The 20,130-nt window shown below is 73.2% G+C and carries 14 protein-coding genes; 9 read left to right on the forward strand and 5 right to left on the reverse strand.

Annotated features, from left to right (window positions below; translation table 11 throughout):
* The first annotated feature begins 53 nt into the window (after positions 1-53).
* Complete coding sequence (glgP, locus tag ACZDYF_RS02740) at positions 54-2,639, forward strand: alpha-glucan family phosphorylase (protein WP_191792218.1); 2,586 nt, start codon at positions 54-56, stop codon at positions 2,637-2,639.
* A 71-nt stretch (positions 2,640-2,710) separates the two neighbouring features.
* Here glgP and ACZDYF_RS02745 read toward each other — a convergent pair whose 3' ends face one another.
* Positions 2,711-3,541 (reverse strand): hypothetical protein, encoded by an 831-nt coding sequence (locus ACZDYF_RS02745; RefSeq protein WP_475052985.1) that lies wholly within the window; start codon positions 3,539-3,541, stop codon positions 2,711-2,713.
* 386 nt (positions 3,542-3,927) lie between these two features.
* On the opposite strand from ACZDYF_RS02745, the gene ACZDYF_RS02750 reads away from it, so the two are divergent.
* Positions 3,928-4,692, forward strand: coding sequence for a hypothetical protein (locus tag ACZDYF_RS02750; protein WP_475052991.1), 765 nt, complete (start codon positions 3,928-3,930; stop codon positions 4,690-4,692).
* A gap of 43 nt (positions 4,693-4,735) precedes the next feature.
* Here ACZDYF_RS02750 and ACZDYF_RS02755 read toward each other — a convergent pair whose 3' ends face one another.
* Together ACZDYF_RS02755 and glgX are read right to left on the reverse strand one after the other, a co-directional pair.
* On the reverse strand, positions 4,736-6,508 hold the full coding sequence (locus ACZDYF_RS02755; RefSeq protein WP_475052997.1) for an FAD-binding dehydrogenase: 1,773 nt from the start codon (positions 6,506-6,508) through the stop codon (positions 4,736-4,738).
* 86 nt (positions 6,509-6,594) lie between these two features.
* On the reverse strand, positions 6,595-8,889 hold the full coding sequence (glgX, locus tag ACZDYF_RS02760; RefSeq protein WP_475053003.1) for a glycogen debranching protein GlgX: 2,295 nt from the start codon (positions 8,887-8,889) through the stop codon (positions 6,595-6,597).
* Between the two features lie 181 nt (positions 8,890-9,070).
* On the opposite strand from glgX, the gene ACZDYF_RS02765 reads away from it, so the two are divergent.
* Both ACZDYF_RS02765 and ACZDYF_RS02770 read left to right on the forward strand, forming a co-directional pair.
* Complete coding sequence (locus ACZDYF_RS02765) at positions 9,071-9,880, forward strand: electron transfer flavoprotein subunit beta/FixA family protein (protein ID WP_475053009.1); 810 nt, start codon at positions 9,071-9,073, stop codon at positions 9,878-9,880.
* A gap of 11 nt (positions 9,881-9,891) precedes the next feature.
* Complete coding sequence (locus ACZDYF_RS02770) at positions 9,892-10,869, forward strand: electron transfer flavoprotein subunit alpha/FixB family protein (RefSeq protein WP_475053015.1); 978 nt, start codon at positions 9,892-9,894, stop codon at positions 10,867-10,869.
* Between the two features lie 88 nt (positions 10,870-10,957).
* Here the strand turns inward: ACZDYF_RS02770 and ACZDYF_RS02775 are convergent, their stop codons facing one another.
* Positions 10,958-12,031 (reverse strand): phosphotransferase family protein, encoded by a 1,074-nt coding sequence (locus tag ACZDYF_RS02775; RefSeq protein WP_475053020.1) that lies wholly within the window; start codon positions 12,029-12,031, stop codon positions 10,958-10,960.
* Between the two features lie 257 nt (positions 12,032-12,288).
* Between ACZDYF_RS02775 and ACZDYF_RS02780 the strand changes: the two genes are divergently transcribed.
* Both ACZDYF_RS02780 and mnmA read left to right on the forward strand, forming a co-directional pair.
* Positions 12,289-13,557: a cysteine desulfurase family protein gene (locus ACZDYF_RS02780; RefSeq protein ID WP_400274654.1), complete on the forward strand. Its 1,269-nt coding sequence runs from the start codon at positions 12,289-12,291 to the stop codon at positions 13,555-13,557.
* Positions 13,554-14,810: a tRNA 2-thiouridine(34) synthase MnmA gene (mnmA, locus tag ACZDYF_RS02785; protein ID WP_475053024.1), complete on the forward strand. Its 1,257-nt coding sequence runs from the start codon at positions 13,554-13,556 to the stop codon at positions 14,808-14,810. The genes ACZDYF_RS02780 and mnmA overlap by 4 nt, the downstream gene beginning before the upstream one ends.
* Before the next feature lie 22 nt (positions 14,811-14,832).
* On the opposite strand, the gene ACZDYF_RS02790 is transcribed toward mnmA, so the two are convergent.
* Complete coding sequence (locus tag ACZDYF_RS02790) at positions 14,833-15,390, reverse strand: ester cyclase (protein WP_475053030.1); 558 nt, start codon at positions 15,388-15,390, stop codon at positions 14,833-14,835.
* 244 nt (positions 15,391-15,634) lie between these two features.
* Between ACZDYF_RS02790 and ACZDYF_RS02795 the strand changes: the two genes are divergently transcribed.
* The 3 genes from ACZDYF_RS02795 (at position 15,635) to ACZDYF_RS02805 (ending at position 20,074) form a co-directional block, all read left to right on the forward strand.
* Positions 15,635-16,699 carry a uroporphyrinogen decarboxylase/cobalamine-independent methonine synthase family protein gene (locus ACZDYF_RS02795; protein WP_475053033.1) on the forward strand — a complete coding sequence of 355 codons (1,065 nt, stop codon included), beginning with the start codon at positions 15,635-15,637 and terminating at the stop codon, positions 16,697-16,699.
* Between the two features lie 157 nt (positions 16,700-16,856).
* Positions 16,857-17,597 carry an HAD family hydrolase gene (locus tag ACZDYF_RS02800; protein ID WP_475053036.1) on the forward strand — a complete coding sequence of 247 codons (741 nt, stop codon included), beginning with the start codon at positions 16,857-16,859 and terminating at the stop codon, positions 17,595-17,597.
* Positions 17,597-20,074, forward strand: coding sequence for a glycoside hydrolase family 65 protein (locus ACZDYF_RS02805; protein ID WP_475053041.1), 2,478 nt, complete (start codon positions 17,597-17,599; stop codon positions 20,072-20,074). Before ACZDYF_RS02800 ends, ACZDYF_RS02805 begins: the two co-directional genes overlap by 1 nt.
* Positions 20,075-20,130: the final 56 nt, after the last annotated feature.

A 20,130-nucleotide genomic window follows, 5' to 3' on the forward strand; every position in this document is an offset into this window, starting at 1 on the left:
CACACGGCAGGTAGAGGGTGTACAGCGGCCCACAGTTGCGTACTGTCGGACCCGTGAGAGCGATCAGACGTTTCACCGTCCGCACCGTCCTGCCCGCCGAGCTGCACGACCTCGACGAGCTGTCCCTCAACCTGCGGTGGTCCTGGCACACCGCCACGCGCGAGCTCTTCTCCGGGATCGACCCGCAGCTGTGGGAGTCCGTGAAGCGCGACCCCGTGGCGCTCCTCGGCGCCCTGGGGCCCGACCGCCTCGCGGCGCTCGCGGCCGACCAGGAGTTCGTGGGCCGCGTCCGCGCGGCCGCAGCCGACCTGCACCGCTACCTCCAGGACCCGCTCTGGTACCAGGAGCAGGCCGCGGGCGGCGAGGAGCTCCCGCAGGCGATCGCTTACTTCTCCCCGGAGTACGGCATCACCTCGGTCCTGCCGCAGTACTCGGGCGGCCTCGGCATCCTCGCGGGCGACCACCTCAAGAGCGCGTCCGACCTGGGCGTGCCCATCGTCGGCGTCGGGCTGCTCTACGGCGCGGGCTACTTCCGCCAGTCCCTCACGCGCGACGGCTGGCAGGTCGAGACCTACCCGCTGCTCGACCCCGACGGACTGCCCCTGACGATCCTGCGCGAGGACGACGGCACGCCCGCGCGCGTCTCGATCGACCTGCCCGGGGGGCGCGTCCTGCACGCGCACGTGTGGGTCGCGGCCGTCGGGCGCGTCCCGCTGCTGCTGCTCGACTCCAACGTCCCCGGCAACGACGAGGCCGCGCGCAAGGTCACCGACCGCCTCTACGGCGGCGGCGGCGAGCACCGGCTCCAGCAGGAGCTGCTGCTCGGCGTGGGCGGTGTGCGCGCGCTGCGCCTGTGGTCGCACCTGACCGGCGCCCCCGAGCCCGAGGTCTACCACACCAACGAGGGGCACGCCGGGTTCCTCGGCGTCGAGCGCATCCGTGAGCTCGTGACGGGCGCGGGGCTGACGTTCGACGCAGCCCTCGAGGCCGTGCGCGCCGCGACCGTGTTCACGACCCACACGCCCGTCCCCGCGGGCATCGACCGCTTCGGCCGCGACCTCATCGGCCAGTACTTCGGCGGCGACAACCAGATCCCCGGGATCGACGTCGACCAGGTCCTCGCGCTGGGCGCCGAGGACTACGACGGCGGCGACCCCACCGTCTTCAACATGGCCGTCATGGGCCTGCGCCTGGGCGGCCGCGCCAACGGCGTGTCCCTCCTGCACGGCGAGGTCTCGCGCGGCATGTTCAACGGCCTGTGGCCGGGCTTCGACTCGCGCGAGGTCCCCATCACGTCCGTGACCAACGGCGTGCACTCGCCCACGTGGGTCGACCCGCGCCTGGCGACCCTCGAGGCCGAGCGCCTCGGGCTCGACGAGCTCACGGCCGACGCCGCGTCGTCGGGCTGGCTCGACCCCGCCGGGGTGAGCGACGAGGAGCTGTGGGGCATGCGCCGCGAGCTGCGCGGACAGCTCGTCGACGAGGCCCGCAACCGGCTGCGCAGGTCCTGGCGCGAGCGCGGGGCCAGCCCCGCCGAGCTCGGCTGGGTCGACGACGCGCTCTCGCCCGACGTCCTGACCATCGGGTTCGCGCGCCGCGTGCCCACGTACAAGCGCCTGACGCTCATGCTGCGCGACCCCGACCGGCTGCGTTCGCTGCTGCTCGACCCCGAGCGGCCCGTCCAGCTCATCGTCGCCGGCAAGTCGCACCCCGCTGACGACCAGGGCAAGCGGCTCATCCAGCAGCTCGTCCGGTTCACCGACGAGCACGACGTGCGCGGGCGCATCGTGTTCCTGCCGAACTACGACATCGGCATGGCGCAGTCGCTCTACCCGGGCTGCGACGTGTGGCTCAACAACCCGTTGCGCCCGCTCGAGGCCAGCGGCACGTCGGGCATGAAGTCCGCGCTCAACGGCGGCCTCAACCTGTCGATCCTCGACGGGTGGTGGGACGAGTGGTACGACGGCGAGAACGGCTGGGCCATCCCCACGGCCGACGGCGTCGAGGACACCGACCGCCGCGACGACCTCGAGGCAGCGGCACTGTACGACCTCATCGAGACCCAGGTCGCGGCACGGTTCTACGACCGTGACGAGCGGGGTGTGCCCGTCCGGTGGCTCCAGATGGTGCGGCACACGCTCGCGACCCTCGGCCCCAAGGTCCAGGCCACGCGCATGGTCGCCGACTACGTGCACCGCCTCTACGGGCCCGCCGCGGTCGCCGGGCGCACGCTCAACGCCCCGGGCTTCGAGCCCGCACGCGAGCTCGCGGCATGGAAGGCGCACGTGCGCGGGGACTGGTCGCACGTGCGCGTCGACCACGTCGAGTCGAGCGGGATCCGCGAGGTGCCGCAGGTCGGGGACCTCCTGACCGTCAAGGCCTACGTGTCGCTCGGAGACCTGGCACCCGGCGACGTCGAGGTGCAGGTGGTCCACGGCCGCGTCACCGAGGCCGACGTGATCGAGTCGTTCACGGCCGAGCCGCTCGCGCTCGCCGAGACGTACGAGGCGGGCCGGGCGGCGTTCGCCGGGTCGGTGCGCCTCGAGGCGTCGGGACCGTTCGGGTACACCATCCGGATCGTGCCCAAGCACGAGGGGCTGGCGAGCGTCGCGGAGCTGGGGCTGGTCGCGAACGCCTGACCGCCTCGACGCCGAAGTAGTACGCGCCGCGTGAGGTAGAACCCCCTACGTTCTACTTCACGCGGCGCGTACTACGTCGAGCGTTCGCGAGCCAGCCGTCTGGCCGCGCGGAGCCGACCCACCAGGCGTTCTGGATCCTTCAGGTCCTCCCAGGTCACGCGAAGGATGGTCCACCCCGACTCCCGGAGGGCGTCCTCGCGTCTCTTCTCGGCAAGCAGCCGTTCTCTGGGATCGCCCATGCCTCCGGCGTACTTGACCGCGCCGTCGAACTCGAGCCCGATGCGAAGCTCGGGCCAGGCGAGGTCGAGCCGGAACTCGCCGAGCCAGGTGATGACGGGGAACTGAGGGACGAGGGGCGGCAGGCCGACGTCGAGGGCGGTCCAACGCACCAGGGTCTCGCCGGGGGACTCGGACCGAGCGTCGGCGAGCTGGAGGATCTGCCTCGCCTGGACCACTCCGCGCTTTCCCGCCGACTCGTCGAGGATCTGGTCGAGCAGCCGGACCTCGGCACCGAGACGCAGGGCAGAGTCGGCGACGACCAGGGCGCTGGGGGCCGGCAGCGAACGAGCGCAGTCGACGACGGTCCGCTCCAGGGAGGTGACCGGGACACCGTCCAGGTCGCTCCGGTCACGCTCCGGCAAGGCAGTCCAGTGTCGTCGGGTGGTCAGGTCGGCGTCGCGGCGCACGCTGGGATTCGCGAGCTGCGTCACATGGACCAGCCGCCCGAGCCTCCAGGTCCAGCACCCCCACAGGAGCGCTGCGGTCTCGTGGCTCAGCCAGTAGGAGGTGGTGAGCCTCTCCACGACCCCTCGGACGCTCGCGAGCACCTCGGCCTCGCGTCCGAGCGCGTGCCCCTCTCCGGTGGGGAGCGGCAGGTAGACCCCCGGTCGGACACGGACCACCTGTCCTTCGCGTCGGCTCTTCTCGAGCCGGGCCCGGGTCGCTGGTTCGTACCGCAACGCGGGTGGGACCCGACGAGCAGCCTCTGTTCTTCCCATGCCGCTCAGCGTGCCGGTGATCGACGGGAACAGGGTGGGGCGACTGGGTATCTGTGGACAACCCGCGGGCGAAGTAGAACGTCCTGGTCGACGTAGTACGCAGCGCGTCCTATCTCACGCAGTAGGTTCTATCTCGACGGAAGACGACTCCTTCGACGTCGAGGTGGGCCACGGCCGGCCCGGCGGCCGGAGGACCGGGGGGAGGGGCGTCGTCGGGCGGGGTCATGCGGGGAGCGTACCGGCGTGGGCGAGCGGTGGCCGGGCGGCCTCGCCGCGGCTACGTTCGCCTCATGCCCGACGACGCCGCTCACCTCCCCGACCGTCCCCCGCCCTTCGGCGGGGTCGCGTGGGACGTCGACGCGTCGGCCGGGGACTGGATCGGGCCGCGGCTCGGTGATCCCGGGACCGTCGGAGGGTGCGTGCCGTCGGGCTTCGCGGCGTACGCGCGCATTCCCGACGTGCCCGCGTGGGCCGAGGAGGAGGAAGGGATCGGGTCGCTCTACCTGGGACGGAGCGAGCGGACCGGGCCCGAGCAGATGGATCTCCTGATCGAGGCCCTCGCGCCGTTCACGGGCGACCAGCCTTGCCACTTCGCGCTGTGGACCGGGTACGGGTGGCTGTACGACCACGGGACGCGACCCGAGGACTCGACGTCGTTCGCCGTGCTGACGTACGCGATCGACGACGTGGGCGAGGGGGACGCGCCGGGGTCCTCGTTCGCGCTCGCCCAGGCGCAGGCCGAGGCCAGGGTGCGAGCGCTGCGGGCCGCGCACCAGGCCGAGCGGCCCGCAGCACCGATGCTCGCGCTGCCGCACCGCGACTATCACCTGTGGCACGGGCCGCTCGTCGCCGCGACGGCTTTCGCGACGATGAGCCAGTCGCCCACGCTGTGGTGGCCCGACGACCGGTCGTGGTTCGTGTGCACCGAGCTCGACACCGTGGCCACGGACCTCGGAGGCAGCGAGGACCTGGTCGAGGCGCTGCTCGCGGTGCCCGGGCTCCGTGCGTCGCGCGTGAGCCCGGACGACCCGGTGCAGATGCCCGCAGACTGGTGACGGGAGCGGTCCTCCGCCTGCGGACCCGGGCCGCTCCGCCGACCTAGAGGCTCCGAGCGAGCGCGCGCCCCACGGTCCGACCCGAGAACAGGCATCCGCCGAGGAACGTCCCCTCGAGCGCCCGGTGGCCGTGCACGCCGCCGCCCCCGAACCCCGCGGCCTCACCGGCGGCGTACAGGCCCTCGAACACCGATCCGTCGGGGCGCAGCACGCGACCGTCGGTGTCGGTGTGCAGACCGCCGAGCGTCTTGCGGGTCAGGACCGAGAGCCGCACCGCGAGCATCGGGCCGTCCTTGGGTGTCGTGAGCGGACGCGGCGGCGACACCCGGATGACGCGGTCCACGAAGAACTTGCGGGCCATGGCCGTCGCGACGACCTGGTGGTCCTTGCCGAGTCCCGAGCGCACCTGGTCGTCGCGCAGCCGCACGAGCCGTTCGAGCTCTTCCGCGTCGATGTGGCCGCGGGCCCCGGGGGTCGCGTCGGTCAGGGCGTTCATGCCGGCCGCGAGCTCGGTCGGGTTCGCACCCCACACGAACTCGGGGGACTCGGCGGCGAACCGCGCCACGGGCCCGACCGCCCCCGGCAGCACGCGCTGCGCCAGCAGGCGCACGCTCCGGCCGGTCAGGTCAGGGTTCTGTTCCGAGCCCGACAGCGCGAACTCGCTCTCCATGATCGCCTTGTTGAGCACGAACCAGGAGTGGTCGTCGCCGCGCGCCGTGACGTGCTGGAGCGATCCCAGGGCGTCGAAGCCGGGGAACAGGGGCGAGGGCAGTCGGTGCCCGTGCGCGTCGACCCACAGCGACGACGGGCCGGGCAGGATGCGGATGCCGTGGTCGGTCCACACGGGGGAGTGGTTCGCGATGCCCTCGGGGTAGTGCCACATGCGGTCCTCGTGCACCAGGGCCGCACCCGCGTCGCGCGTGATGCCGAGCAGCAGCCCGTCGGTCGAGTCCGGCACTCCTGAGAGCATGCGCGCGGGCAGCACGCCCGCAGACGCGGGCCAGTGCGCACGGACCAGGTCGTGGTTCGCGCCGATCCCCCCGGAGGAGACGACGACGGCGCTCGCCGAGAGCTCGACCTCGCCCACGACGTCGCGCACCGAGGGGGCGCCGCGCTCGGCCGGGTCGTCGGCCAGGATCTCGGCCCGCACGCCGGTGACGGCGCCGTCGGTCACGACGAGGTCGGTCACGCGGTGACGGAACCGGATGTCGAGCAGACCGGCTGCCCGGGCGTCGAGGGCCGCGCGGACGAAGGGTTCGAGGACGCCGGGGCCGGTGCCCCAGGTCACGTGAAAACGGGGCACGCTGTTGCCGTGGCCGCCCGCGGGGTAGCCGCCGCGCTCTGCCCACTGGACGAGCGGGAACCAGCGCACCCCCTTGGCGTGCAGCCACGAGCGCATGTCGCCCGCCGCGAAGTCGACGAAGCCGCGCGCCCAGGCGTAGCCCCAGCGGTCGGGACCCTCGCCGTCGGCGGCGCCGGGGGCGAAGTCCGCCGACCCGAGCCAGTCGTCGAGCGCGAGCTCGGGCGTGTCCTTGACGCCCATGCGGCGCTGCTCGGGGGAGTCGACCAGGAAGAGGCCGCCGAAGGACCAGTAGGCCTGGCCGCCCAGGCTCGCGGCAGGTTCCTGGTCGAGCAGGATCACGTGGCGCCCCGCGGCCGTGAGCTCGGTCGCGGCGACGAGGCCCGAGAGTCCCGCGCCGACCACGATCACCTCGGCACGATCAGGGCCGGAGCGGCTGGGAGCGCTCCCGTGGGCGGGCGTGCCCGACGGGACGGCGTTGCTCGCGGAAGGGATGCTGACGTCGTTGTCACTCATGCGCAGAGACTAGACCCCGCGCCCCGCCGCGAGGTAGGGGGCAGTCGTCGGGAGAGGGGCCCAGCCCTTCCCCCGACGCGACCCCTCTACCTCGGCGAGAGATAGACCTGCAGGCTGAGCGGCTCCAGGAGGGCCGTCCCGGGCGCTCCTCCGGCCTCGTGCGGGCCGGGGGGCTCGGCGTCGCCGCCCTCGGTCGGGTGCTCCCAGTCGGAGTCCCACGCAAGCACCCACGCGGTGGCACCGTCCCCCTCGGCCGCCCCGGGGGCGGAGCGCCCCGGCACGTCCGCGAGCGTCACCTCGACCGTGTCGAGCGCTCCGTTGAGCACCAGGAGCACGTCGCGGTCGCCCGCACTCGGCCCGGTGCGCAGCATCTGCAGCACGCGGAACCCGGGGTCGTGCCAGGCCGCGTGGTCGAGGGTGCAGCCCGCGGCGTCGAACCACGCGAGGTCCGGCACCGCGTCCTGCGCCGAGTGCCGGGGCCGGCCGTGGAAGAACGTCTCGCTGCGCAGCGCCGCGTGCTCGCGGCGCAGCTCCAGGAGGTAGGCCGTGGTCGCGAGCAGGTCCTTGCGCCAGGGCGACAGGTCCCAGCTCACCCACGACACCGGCCCGTCCTGGCAGTACGCGTTGTTGTTGCCGCGCTGGGTGCGTCCCATCTCGTCGCCGGCCGTGAGCATGGGCGTCCCCGCCGCCAGGACCTGGGTCGCCATGAGGTTGCGGATCGAGCGGCGGCGAAGAGGCGCGATCTCGAGCCCCGGCTCGAAGCCCTCGATCCTCATCTCCTCGTTCTCGACGCGCCCCTCGAACCCGTGGTTCCACGACCGGTTGTCGTCGCTGCCGTCGCGGTTGCCCTCGCCGTTGGCCTCGTTGTGCTTGTGCTCGTAGGCGACGAGGTCCGCGAGCGTGAACCCGTCGTGCGCCGTCACGAAGTTGACCGACGCCACCGGCCCGCGCATGAGCGGCGGGTCGCTGTGCCCGAAGAGGTCCGCCGACCCGGCCAGGCGGGTCGCGAGCTCGCGCACGCCCTGCCCCGGGCGCCCGTGCGAGGCCTCGCGCGGGTCGGCGAGCCAGAACTGGCGCACCGCGCCCCGGAAGCGGTCGTTCCACTCGGCCAACGGCGCGGGGAACTGCCCCGTGCGCCACCCGCCCGGACCGACGTCCCACGGCTCCGCGACGAGCTTGAGGCCGTTGAGGACCGGGTCGGTCTGGAGCGCGACGAGGAACGGGTGGTCGGGGTCGAACCCGGCGGGTCCGCGGCCCAGGGTCACGGCGAGGTCGAAGCGGAAGCCGTCGACGCCGACCTCCTGCGCCCACCAGCGCAACGAGTCGAGCGTCATCTGCACCACGCGCGCGCGCCGGAAGTCGAGGCTGTTCCCCGTCCCGGTGACGTCCGCCAGCTCGGCCGGGGACGCGCCGTCGTGCAGGTAGTAGACGGGGTTGTCGAGGCCGCGCCACGACAGGTGCGGGCCGTCCGCGCCGCCCTCGCACGTGTGGTTGTGCACGACGTCGAGCAGGACCTCGAGCCCGGCCTCGTGCAGCAGGTGCACCATGCCACGGACCTCGTCGATGACCGCGCCGGGCCCGGCCTCCTGCGCGGCGCGCGTCGCGTACGGGGCGTGGGGGGCGAAGAAGCCCGCGGTCGAGTAGCCCCAGTAGTTGGTCTGGCCCCGGGCCACGAGGTGCGGCTCGGTGAGGAACGCGTGGATCGGCAGCAGCTCGACCGTCGTGACGCCCAGCGACTTCAGGTGCGCGATCGTCGCGGGGTGCGCGAGCCCCGCATAGGTGCCGCGCAGGTGCTCGGGCACGGCGTCGAGCTGCATGGTCAGGCCGCGGACGTGGGCCTCGTAGACGACGGTGTCGACCCACGGCACGTGCGGACGGCGCACGGGCTCGTGCCCCGTGCGGGGCGCGACGACGACCGCGTGCGGCACGTGCGGCGCCGAGTCGCGGGGGTCGGCCGGACCGCGGACGTCACCGACGAGCGCGCCCGCGGTGTCCCGCTCGGCGACGTGACCGCGCGTGGACGGGTCGTCGTCGAGCACGCCCACGATCCCGTGCGCGTACGGGTCGAGGAGCAGCTTCGCGGGGTTGTACCGGAGGCCGGCCGCAGGGTCCCACGGGCCCTCGGCCCGGAAGCCGTAGCGCTGCCCCTCGCGCACCCCGGGGACGTGCCCGTGCCAGACGCCGTGGGCCGGCCCGCCGAGAGCCACGCGCCGTTCGCGGATCTCGCCGTCGGCCGAGACGTCGAGCAGGCACAGGTGCACAGCGCTCGCGTGCGAGGCGAGCACGGCGACGTCGACGCCGTCACCGGCGAGATGGACACCGAGCCGGGGGACCGGGCCGTGCGAGGGACGGGGGCGGGGGGAGGGGGCAAGCGCTTGCACCTCTCCATTGTGCGGCCCGCATGTGGACGGCTCGTGCTCACCAGGTGGTCGTGCGCGAGATCTCACCCGGTTGCGCGGCGCTGCCCGGTAGGGTTTCGCCTGTGCCACACCTTCCACGGAGGGCTGTGGCGTGCGGGTACCACCCGGGTCCACCGTCGTCCCAACCACGGAGCACATCACGATGAGGATCGTCGTCGCCGTCAAGTACGTTCCCGATATCCACGCCGACCGGCGGTTCGACGCCGGACGAGTGGTGCGATCGTCCGAGGAGGGGACCCTCAACGAGCTCGACGAGAACGCGATCGAGGCCGCGCTGCGCATCGTCGAGTCGCTGCCGGAGGCCGAGCAGGAGACCTCCGAGGTCGTCGTCCTGACCATGGCCGGCCCCGAGGCCGACACCGCGATCCGCAAGGCCTACCAGATGGGCGTCGGACGCGGCGTGCGCGTGAGCGACGAGGCGCTCGCGGGCTCGGACTACTTCGGGACCGTCGCCACGCTCGCCGCGGCGATCCGCAAGCTCGAGGAGGAGGGGCCGGTCGATCTCGTCCTGACGGGGATGGCAGCCCTCGACGGGCTGGGGTCCGTGGTCCCCGTGCTGCTCGCGGCCGAGCTCGACCTGCCGCAGCTCACGCTCGCGGGCAAGCTCGAGGTCGACACCGCTGCCCGCACGGCCCAGGTCACGCGCGAGCTGGACGACGCGCTCGAGGTGCTCTCGGCACCGCTGCCCGCCGTGGTCAGCGTGACCGACCACGCCAACTGGCCGCGCTTCCCCAACTTCAAGCTCATCATGGCCGCGCGGACGCAGCCGATCGAGGTCTGGGACCTCGCTGCGCTGGGGCTCGACCCCGCGACCGTGGGTGACGCCGGAGCCCGCACCCGCGTCCTCGCCGCCACGCCGCGCCCGCCGCGTCCCGAGGTCGAGGTCGTCGTCGACAAGGGCGAGGGCGGCCGCGCGCTGGCCGAGTTCCTCATCCGTAACGACCTGGTCTGAGAGGGAACACCGTGACCACCAACGTCCTCGTCCTGCTCGACTCCCCGGAGACGCAGCTGCGTTCCGCGGCCCTCGAGCTCCTGACCATCGCGCGCAGCCTCGGCCGCCCCAAGGCCGTGACGCTCGGCAGCCCGAGCGTCACGACGCTCGCCCAGCTCGGCGCCTACGGTGTCGACACGGTCCTCCAGGCCGAGCTGCCCACGTCCGTGAGCGCGGACGCCGCGCACCTCACGGCGGTCGTCTCGGCGACCCTCGAGACCGCCGTGCGCCGCGCGAACGCGGACATCGTGCTGCTCTCGGCGACGTTCCCCAACAAGGAGGCCGCCGCGCGGCTCGCCTACGCGCTGGGCGCCGGCCTCGTGATCGACGCGGCCGCGGTCCGCGCCGAGGACGGCAAGGCCGTCGGCTACAAGCGGGTCTTCGCGGGCTCGTGGGACACCTCGTGCGAGGTCGTCACCGAGCAGGCCGTGTTCACGGTCCGCGCCAACTCCGTCGTCCCGGAGCCTGCCGAGTCCTCGGTCCAGACCGAGGTCATCGGGTTCCCCGTCGACGTACCGGCGTCGGCGACGAACGTCACGGTCGTGTCCCGTGAGGAGAAGCCGGTCGTCGAGGGTGGGCGCCCCGCGCTCGCCGAGGCTGCGACGGTCGTCGCGGGCGGTCGCGGCACCGACGGCGACTTCGGGCCGATCGAGGAGCTCGCCGACGTGCTCGGCGCGGCCGTCGGCGCGACGCGCGACGCGGTCTACGAGGGCTGGTTCGACACCTTCATCGGCCAGACGGGTGTGACGATCGCGCCGCGCCTGTACATCGGCGCCGGGATCTCGGGGGCCCCGCACCACCGTGGCGGCATGCAGGCCTCGCAGGTGATCGTGGCCGTCAACAACGACTCCGACAGCCCGCTGTTCGAGATCGCGGACTTCGCGGTCGTGGGCGACCTCGCCGAGGTCCTGCCGCAGGCAGCGCAGGTCCTGCGGGAGCACAAGGGCTGACCCCCTGACCCTGACGGACGCGCCGGCGGGCTCGGCCCGCCGGGGTGTCCGTGCGTCCGGGGACGAGGTCGCGGGCGACCGAGGCGGGTCACAGACCCAGGTGCTCGAGCCAGGCGAGGGCCGAGACCGACTGCCCGAGGGCCACCGTGGGGCGGCACGGGTCGGACCGCGGGGCGGGTCTGCGCGCGGCGTCCATGCTGAAGCCCGCGAACCCGCCGACGATCGACCGGAGGTCTCCGGGGTGCACCTCGGCGCCGAGGGGGTGGTCGTCGAACACCGCGGTGAGCCAGGCCCCCGCACGCTCGGCGTCGTCCCAGGTCACGAGAGGCGGGAAGCCGTCGGTCGGCACGCACACCTCTGGCGGGTCGAAGACGCCGTCGACGCCCTGCGAGCCGACCGTGACGAGCAGGTGCGCGAGGTCCAGCCACCCGGCCCCACGCATCGCGTAGGGCCAGTCGAGGACGTACACCCTGTCGTCCGTGACGGTCAGGTTCCGCGCGCGCATGTCGCCGTGGACGATCGACTCCCCCTCGCACGCTACGAGGACGCCCAGCTCGAGCTCGGCGAGCGACGCGAGCCGACGGGCTGCCCACGGCGCGAGCGCCCCCAGGGGCTCCCAGGGCTCGCGCAGCATCCGACCCCACCCGATCGCGGTGGACGCGAGCTGTGGTCCGGCCGGTGGGAGCGGGATCTGCCGGGCCCCGGGGACACGTGCCAGGTCGTCGAGGGTGTCGAGGACCCGGGCGAGCACCGCGGGCTCCCACGGGACCTGCGGCGGGTAGCCGTCGATCGCCTCGTAGGCGAGCACGATCCAGTCGCCGTCGCCGTGGCCCCACAGGAAGCGCGGCGTCGGGACCGTCGAGGGCAGGCGGGTCGCGATGCGTGCCTCGGCGCGGTGCAGGTCGGCGCACTCGCGTTCGTCGCGCGTGCGCGCCGCCTTGAGGAAGACCTGCCCGCCCGTCGACAGCCGGAGCAACGACCCCATGCCAGGGCTGAAGCCGCTCACGACGCTGATCTCCTCGACCACGTGCGCCTCCATCGTGGCCTCGATCTCGTCGCGGAGCTCACGGGGCAGCATGGCCCACCGTAGGCGGTCGCTCGCGTGGGCGCGCGGATCCTGCGGTGAGAGGACCACGCGGGAGGTCGCGACGTCGTCGGGCATGGGGCAGAACGCTCGCACGGGGTGAGGAGGGACGGGAGGCGGGGCGGTCGAGGTGTCGCCGTTCATGAGCGGACCCCGGCCGTGCGACGAGGCGCGACGGTCAGTCTGCGGGGTTCCAGGAGGCGAACGAGCATCTGTCAAGATATCGGTTTTTCCTGTGCTGTCCAGCAATGCTCCACAGAACTCACGGACCTCGTGCGCACCGTGGCGGCGGCGGCCGCGAATACCTTCGTAGACTGGACGACTGTGATCGCCTCATGACCGCCACGCCCGCCGAGCCCTCGCACGGCGCCTACCTCGACCACGCCGCCACGACCCCCATGTCACCGGCCGCGCTCGAGGCCTTCGTCGCGGAGCTCGCCCAGACCGGCAACCCGTCCTCGCTGCACGCGGCGGGCCGCGCCGCTCGCCGCGTCGTCGAGGAGTCGCGCGAGGCCGTCGCCGCTGCGCTCGGTGCGCGACCGAGCGAGGTGATCTTCACGGCCGGGGGGACGGAGTCGGACAACCTCGCGATCAAGGGCCTGTTCTGGGGTCGACGGACCACCGAGCCGCACCGTCGCCGCATCCTGGTCTCGGCCGTCGAGCACCACGCGGTGCTCGACCCGGCCTTCTGGATGGCCGAGCACACGGGTGCGGAGATCGTCCTGCTGCCCGTCGACGTCGACGGCAGGCTCGACCTCGACGCCCTGCGCGCCGAGCTCGCGGCCAAGGGGGACGAGGTCGCGCTCATCTCGGTCATGTGGGCGAACAACGAGGTCGGGACGATCCAGCCTGTCCACGAGGTCGTGCAGATCGCCCGTCCCTACGGCATCCCCGTGCACTCCGACGCGGTGCAGGCCGTCGGGCAGGTGCCTGTCGACTTCGCCGCGAGCGGCCTCGACGCCCTGACGCTCACGGGCCACAAGCTCGGCGGACCCATGGGTGTCGGTGCGCTGATCGCCAAGCGCGGGCTGCCCCTGACCCCGGTGCTGCACGGCGGTGGGCAGGAGCGTGGCGTGCGCTCGGGCACGCTCGATACCCCCGCGATCCGGTCGTTCGCGGTCGCGGTGACCGAGGCCGTCGGTGCTCGCGCCGAGCGGTCCGAGCATCTCGCGTCGTTGCGCGACGACCTGGTCCGGGGTGTGCGGGCGGCCGTGCCGGACGCGGTGCTGCGCGGCCCCGACCCGCTGGTCGACCCGTCCCTGCGGCTCCCCGGCAACGCGCACTTCACGTTCCCCGGCTCCGAGGGCGACTCGTTGCTGTACCTGCTCGACTCGGCGGGCGTGCAGACGTCCACCGGTTCGGCGTGCCAGGCGGGTGTGCCGCAGCCCTCGCACGTCCTGCTCGCGATGGGGGTCTCGGAGGAGGACGCGCGCGGCGCGCTGCGGTTCTCGCTCGGGGCGACCTCGACGCACGACGACGTCGCGCGACTTCTCGACGCGCTGCCGCAGGTGGTGGCGCGCGCCCAGGCCGCCGGGCTGGCGTCGTCGGCCCGGTCCGGGCCCCCGAGGACGCGCCCGGCCGCCACGACAGGGAGGTCCGCATGAGAGTCCTGGCAGCGATGTCCGGCGGTGTCGACTCGGCCGTCGCGGCGGCCCTGGCCGTCGAGGCCGGCCACGAGGTGGTCGGCGTGCACATGGCCCTGTCGCGCAACCGCGAGCAGTTCCGGGCGGGTTCGCGCGGCTGCTGCTCGATCGAGGACGCGGGCGACGCGCGCCGCGCCGCCGACGTGCTGGGCATCCCGTACTACGTGTGGGACCTCTCGGAGCGCTTCGAGGACACGGTCGTCGCGGACTTCCTGTCCGAGTACGAGGCCGGGCGCACGCCCAACCCGTGCGTGCGCTGCAACGAGCACATCAAGTTCGAGGCGCTGCTCGACAAGGCCACGGCGCTCGGTTTCGACGCGGTCGCCACGGGCCACTACGCACAGGTCCTCACGCGCGAGGTCACGGTCCCGGGGACGGACGGTGAGCCCGTGACCCGTACCGTCCGCGAGCTGCACCGCTCGCCCAACGAGGCCAAGGACCAGTCGTACGTGCTCGCCGTGATGGGCCAGGAACGGCTGGCCCGGTCGATCTTCCCGCTCGGCGGCTTCGCGTCCAAGGACGAGGTCCGTGCCGAGGCCGAGCGGCGAGGCCTGTCGGTCTCGAACAAGCCCGACTCCTACGACATCTGCTTCGTGTCCGACGGCGACACGCAGGGCTTCCTCAAGGCGCGCCTTGGCGCGCGCACGGGCGAGATCGTCGACACCTCGGGCGAGGTCCTCGGGGAGCACGAGGGGGCCTACGCGTTCACGGTCGGCCAGCGCAAGGGGCTGTCCCTGGGACGACCGGCCGCGGACGGCAAGCCGCGCTACGTGCTCGAGGTCGAGCCGGTCTCCAACCGGGTCGTCGTGGGTCCGGCAGAGCTGCTCACGGTCGACCGCATCGAGGGGGACCGCTCGGTGTGGCTCGCGGACGACGTCCTCGCGGCCGCCGGGTGGGAGCAGGCCCCTGCCGGGCCGGGGCCCGACGGTGCGGGAGCCGGTCAGGTGTCCGGCTGGTTCGACGCGTCGGTCCAGGTGCGTGCCCACGGGACGCCGGTCCCTGCGCGGGTGCGCGCCGTCGTCGGGCAGGCGGACGGTCGTGAGGCGCCCGGTGCCGTCGACGGCGCGCGCACGGAGGTCGAGCTCACGGGTGAGACGCTGCGCGGCGTGGCCGCTGGGCAGTCGCTCGTCGTGTACCAGGGGACGCGCGTGATCGGGCAGTCGACCGTGCAGCGCGCCTACCGGGCGCAGCGCGCGGCGAGCGCCGCCCGCTGAACGACCGGCCGTGCGCCACTCGTCACACCGCGACCGGGACGCTGCTCCCCACCGCGGCACCGGGCTGCGTCGCGGCGAGCACCGCGCTCGTCGGGACGACGGGGTGCTCGCTGAGCTCGCGCACGAGCCACGCGTCGTCGCGCACCGCCCAGTGCTCGGCCTCGCGCCCGTCCACGAAGCGCAGCATGTGCATCTCGCGGACCGTGAAGTGACGGCCCGTCGGGGCCAGGCCCCGGAAGTAGCCCGTGTGCCGGGCGCTGAACGCGACGTGCAGCGCCACCAGGTCGCCCTCGGCGACCGCGTGCAGCACCTCGACGCGCTGGTCCGAGAACGCGTCCGAGAACCAGTGCATGGTCGCGACGAGCCCCTCGATGCCGCCCGAGCAGCCCGGGGCCGGGTCGTGGTTGTGGAAGTCGGCGGCGACGAGCGCCGCGAGCGCCTCGGCGTGGTTCCCAGGGATGGCCTGCGTGTGGACCGCGATCGCGGCCGCCTTGTTGGTCGTGCGGGCGGCGGTCGTGTCCGCCTCGTCCCGGTCGCCGGGAAGGGTGGTCCCGGTCGCCTCGTGCCTGCTGCTGCTCATGTCCGCCTCGCTCGTCCGGCGGGGTCGGTCCAGCGGCCACCGCGTCGTCACGGTCTGTGGTGCATACTCATCAGCCTTCACTCGGAGAGAGGGACACCGCAAGAGTTCGTGCGGGTGATGCCCGGGTGAGTTATCCGGCGAGCGTCCGAGGAACGGACGCCGTCGGTGCAGTCGAGGCAGTTGATGGACCGGCCGGGCCGTGGGGCCGGTCGTCGAGCACGTCGAACAGCAAGGAGACCTGGACATGACGTCAGTCAGCGGCCACGGGCCGTGGCCCGGCGGCGAGGGCACCGACGTCCTCGAGGCGCAGCAGATGATCTTCGGGGACCTCGCCGAGGTCCCCACGGGCGTCACGCCCGTCCCGTTCCTCGTGCGTCTGCCCCAGCGGGGACCGGGGTCCGACGGCGTGGGCCGCACCGCGACCCTGCTCGCGGACCTGCCCGTCGAGGTCGGGCCGCACGGGTGGAAGCTCGCGGACCGGCCCGGCATGGACGAGCGCCGGGCCAGGGCCTTCCTCCGGGACGACCTCGGGGCGCTCGCGATCGCCGGGCACGGGTACGTCGGGCCGCTCGCGGTGTCGGTCGTGGGGCCGTGGACGCTCGCGGCCGAGCTGTACCTCGCGCGCGGGGACAGGGTGCTCGCCGACCAGGGCGCGCGGGCCGACCTGGCCGCCTCGCTCGCCGTCGGGGTGCGGGCACACCTCGACGAGGTGCGACGACAGGTCCCCGGCGCCGAGCTCGTGGTGCAGGTCTCCGAGCCGCTGCTGGGTCAGATCAACGCGGGCGTGCTGCCCACGTTCTCCGGGTTCTCCCGCCTGCGGCCCGTCGAGGGGCCCGCGATCGTGGAGGGCCTCGAGACGGTCCTGGGGGCGGTGCGGGACGGGGGTGCGCGCAGCGTCGTGCACGTGGGGCCCGCGTGGGTCGGGATCGCTCCCGTCGTCCTCGCCGGCGCCGACGCCGTGGGCCTGGACCTCGCGGCCCGGGCCGACGGCTGGGACGAGAAGGGCTGGGAGCTGGCCGCGCGCGCGGTCGAGCGCGGCGTCGGGGTCTGGGCCGGGCTGCCGCCCGCGAAGATCTCGCAGTGCTCGGGGCCGAACCTCGGTGAGCTCGCGTCGCTCGTGACGGTGCCATGGCGCCGGATCGGCCTCCCGGCGTCGGGGCTCGACGACGTGACGCTCCTCGCCGCACCGCGTGCGGGGGGAGTGGGGCTGGGGTCTGGGCAGCGGCTCGGGAGCATCGACGAGAACCGCGCGATGCTGGGCAACCTCGGCCGGGTCGCGGAGATGCTCGCGGAGCGGGCACAGGACTGAGCGGCCCGCCGGACCGCGCGCTCCGTGCCCGCCCCGGTGTGACGTCGGCCCCTGCTGCCCCGCCGTTTTCGCCGTGACGCCCCCTGGTGCGTAGGCTCGGAGCGAGGTGCCGAACTCGCGGCGCTCCCTCGTCCGTCCACTCTCCCGAAGGAGCGCGATGCCCGCTCTGCACGCCGTCCTCTTCGACCTCGACGGTGTCCTGACACCGACCGCCGAGGTCCACATGCGCGCCTGGGAACGCCTGTTCGCGCCGTTGTGCGCCGAGCGCGGTGTCGCGCCGTACACCTCGGCGGACTACTTCGCGCACATCGACGGCAAGCCCCGCTTCGACGGGGTCGCCACGATGCTCGCCTCGCGCGGGATCGAGCTGCCGTGGGGCACGATCGACGACGCCCCCGGGGAGGGCACGGTCTGCGCGTTGGGCAACAAGAAGAACGAGATCGTCAACGCGATGTTCGCCCGGGAGGGCATCGACCCGTACCCGGGCTCGATCGCGTTCCTCGACGCCGTGACCGCGGCCGGGGCGCTCGTCGCGGTCGTCTCGTCGTCGCGCAACGCCCCGTCGGTCCTGGCGGCTGCGGGGATCGCGGACCGTTTCGAGGTCGTCGTCGACGGTGCCGTCGCGGCCGCGGAGGGACTCGACGGCAAGCCCTCGCCCGCGACCTACGAGTACGCGGCCCAGCTCCTGGGCGTTCCCACGACCGCCGCGATCGTGGTCGAGGACGCGATCTCGGGTGTCCAGGCGGGAGCGGCCGGTGACTTCGGGCTCGTCGTCGGGGTGGACCGCGGGGTCGGCGCCGACGCCCTGACCGAGCACGGCGCCGACGTGGTCGTGTCCGACCTGGGCGAGCTCGACGCGACGGTCCTGGACCGCCCTGCGCACGAGGAGGCCCGCTGATGGCCGGGTTCGAGCACGGCTTCGACGGCACCGTCGACCGCAGCCGCTTCCCGGCGGACCCGTGGCGGCTCACCGAGAACCGCTACTCGGCGCACGACCTCGGGGTCACCGAGACCCTCTTCTCGGTCGGCAACGGGTACCTCGGCATGCGGGGGAACGTCGAGGAGGGGCGCGAGTCCCACACGCAGGGCACGTTCATCAACGGCTTCCACGAGACGTGGCGCATCCACCACGCCGAGGAGGCGTACGGGTTCGCCGAGGTCGGGCAGACCATCGTCAACGTCCCCGACGTCAAGATCATCCGGCTCTACGTCGACGACGAGCCGCTCCTGCTGCCCGTCGCTGACCTCGTCTCCTACGAGCGGTCGCTCGACATGGCTGACGGCGTGCTGCGGCGCGAGCTGCTGTGGCGCACGCCGTCGGGCAAGCGCGTCCTGGTGAAGTCCGAGCGCATGGTCTCGTTCGTCGAGCGGCACCTGGCCGTCATCACGTTCGAGGTCACGATGCTCGACGACCCGGCGCCCATCGCGATCTCGTCCCAGATCCTCAACCGGCAGGACGGGCAGGACGAGTACCACGTCCCGTCGGCCGCCATGGGGCAGGGCTTCGACCCCCGCAAGGCGAACCAGTTCACCGAGCGCGTCCTGCAGCCGCAGGCCCAGTGGGGGGACGACGAGCGCCTCGTGCTGTCGTACCGCTGCACCAACTCGGGCATGACGATCGCGGTCGCCGCGGACGACGACCTGGTCACGGAGAACACGTACGACGTGCGCACCCAGGTGGACGAGGACCTGGCCAAGCACGTCTACCGGATCCAGGCCGAACCGGGGAAGCCGGTCCGTCTCACCAAGACCGTGGCTTACCACACGTCCCGCGGGGTGCCCGCGCGCGAGCTCATCGACCGGTGCCGCCGCACGCTCGACCGCGTGCGCGACGAGGGCATCGCGTTCCAGCACGCCGAGCAGCGCGAGTTCCTCGACGAGTTCTGGGCGCGCTCCGACGTCGAGATCCCGGGGCAGCCCGAGATCCAGCAGGCCGTGCGGTGGAACATCTACCAGCTCGCGCAGGCCACGGCCCGCGCCGAGGGCAACGGCGTCCCCGCCAAGGGCCTCACGGGCACGGGCTACGGCGGCCACTACTTCTGGGACACCGAGATCTACGTGCTCCCGTTCCTGACGTACACGAGCCCGCGGTACGCGCGCAACGCCTTGCGCTTCCGCTACCAGATGCTCGACGCCGCCCGCCGCCGCGCCGGGCAGCTCTCGCAGCAGGGCGCGCTGTTCCCGTGGCGCACGATCAACGGCGAGGAGGCCTCGGCCTACTACGCCGCGGGCACCGCGCAGTACCACATCGACGCCGACGTGACCTATGCCCTCATGCAGTACGTGCGGGCGACGGGGGACCTGGACTTCCTGGAGCGCGAGGGTGTCGACATCCTCGTGGAGACCGCGCGCATGTGGGCCGACCTCGGCTTCTGGCGGGCCAACGGGGACGACCACTTCCACATCCACGGCGTCACGGGCCCCGACGAGTACACGACCGTCGTGAACGACAACCTCTTCACCAACGTCATGGCGCGCTTCAACCTGCGCGTCGCGGCCGAGACGCTCGAGACCATGCGACGCGACGCGCCGCACGAGTACGAGCGGCTCGCGATCCGGCTCGGGGTCTCGCAGGAGGAGACGGCGGAGTGGGAGCACGCGGCCGAGCGCATGTCGATCCCGTACGCCGAGCACCTGGGCATCCACCCGCAGGACTCGCACTTCCTCGAGCGCGAGATCTGGAACCTCGCGGCGACACCTGCGGACAAGCGGCCCCTGCTGCTGCACTACCACCCCCTCGTCATCTACCGCTACCAGGTGCTCAAGCAGGCGGACGTCGTCCTCGCGCTGTTCCTCCAGGGGTCCGAGTTCACGCCCGAGGAGAAGCTGGCCGACTTCGAGTACTACGACCCGCTGACCACGGGGGACTCGACGCTGTCGGGCGTGGTCCAGTCGATCATCGCGGCCGAGGTCGGCTACCACGAGCTCGCGCTCGAGTACTTCACGTCGTCGCTGCTGGTCGACCTGGAGAACCGTCACGCCAACGCGTCCGACGGCGTGCACGTCGCCTCGGCCGGCGGGACCTGGTCGGCGCTCGCGTTCGGGTTCGGCGGCATGCGTGACGACTGCGGTCGCATCAGCTTCGACCCGCGCCTGCCGCAGTCGTGGGAGTCGCTGACGTTCCGCGTCACGCTGCGCGGGGCCCGGCTGAAGGTCACGGTCACGTCCGACGCGATCACGCTCGTGTGCGAGACGGGCGAGAGCGCCGAGGTGCTGGTGCGCGGCGAGACCGTGCGGGTCGCCGCGGGCGAGCCCGTGACGGTGGCCCTCGACGGGCAGGGGCCCGTCCGCCAGGGAGTGCCGAGCCTGCGGGACCTGACCGGCAACCGTCGCGAGGACGGCACGCTCATCACGGCCACGGTGCCCCACTCGTAGGTCGCGGGCGGGTCGTCCGCAGACACGCCAGAGGGCGGGTCCCCCCTCCCCCGGGG

Source organism: Oerskovia sp. PE-21s, assembly GCF_056158145.1.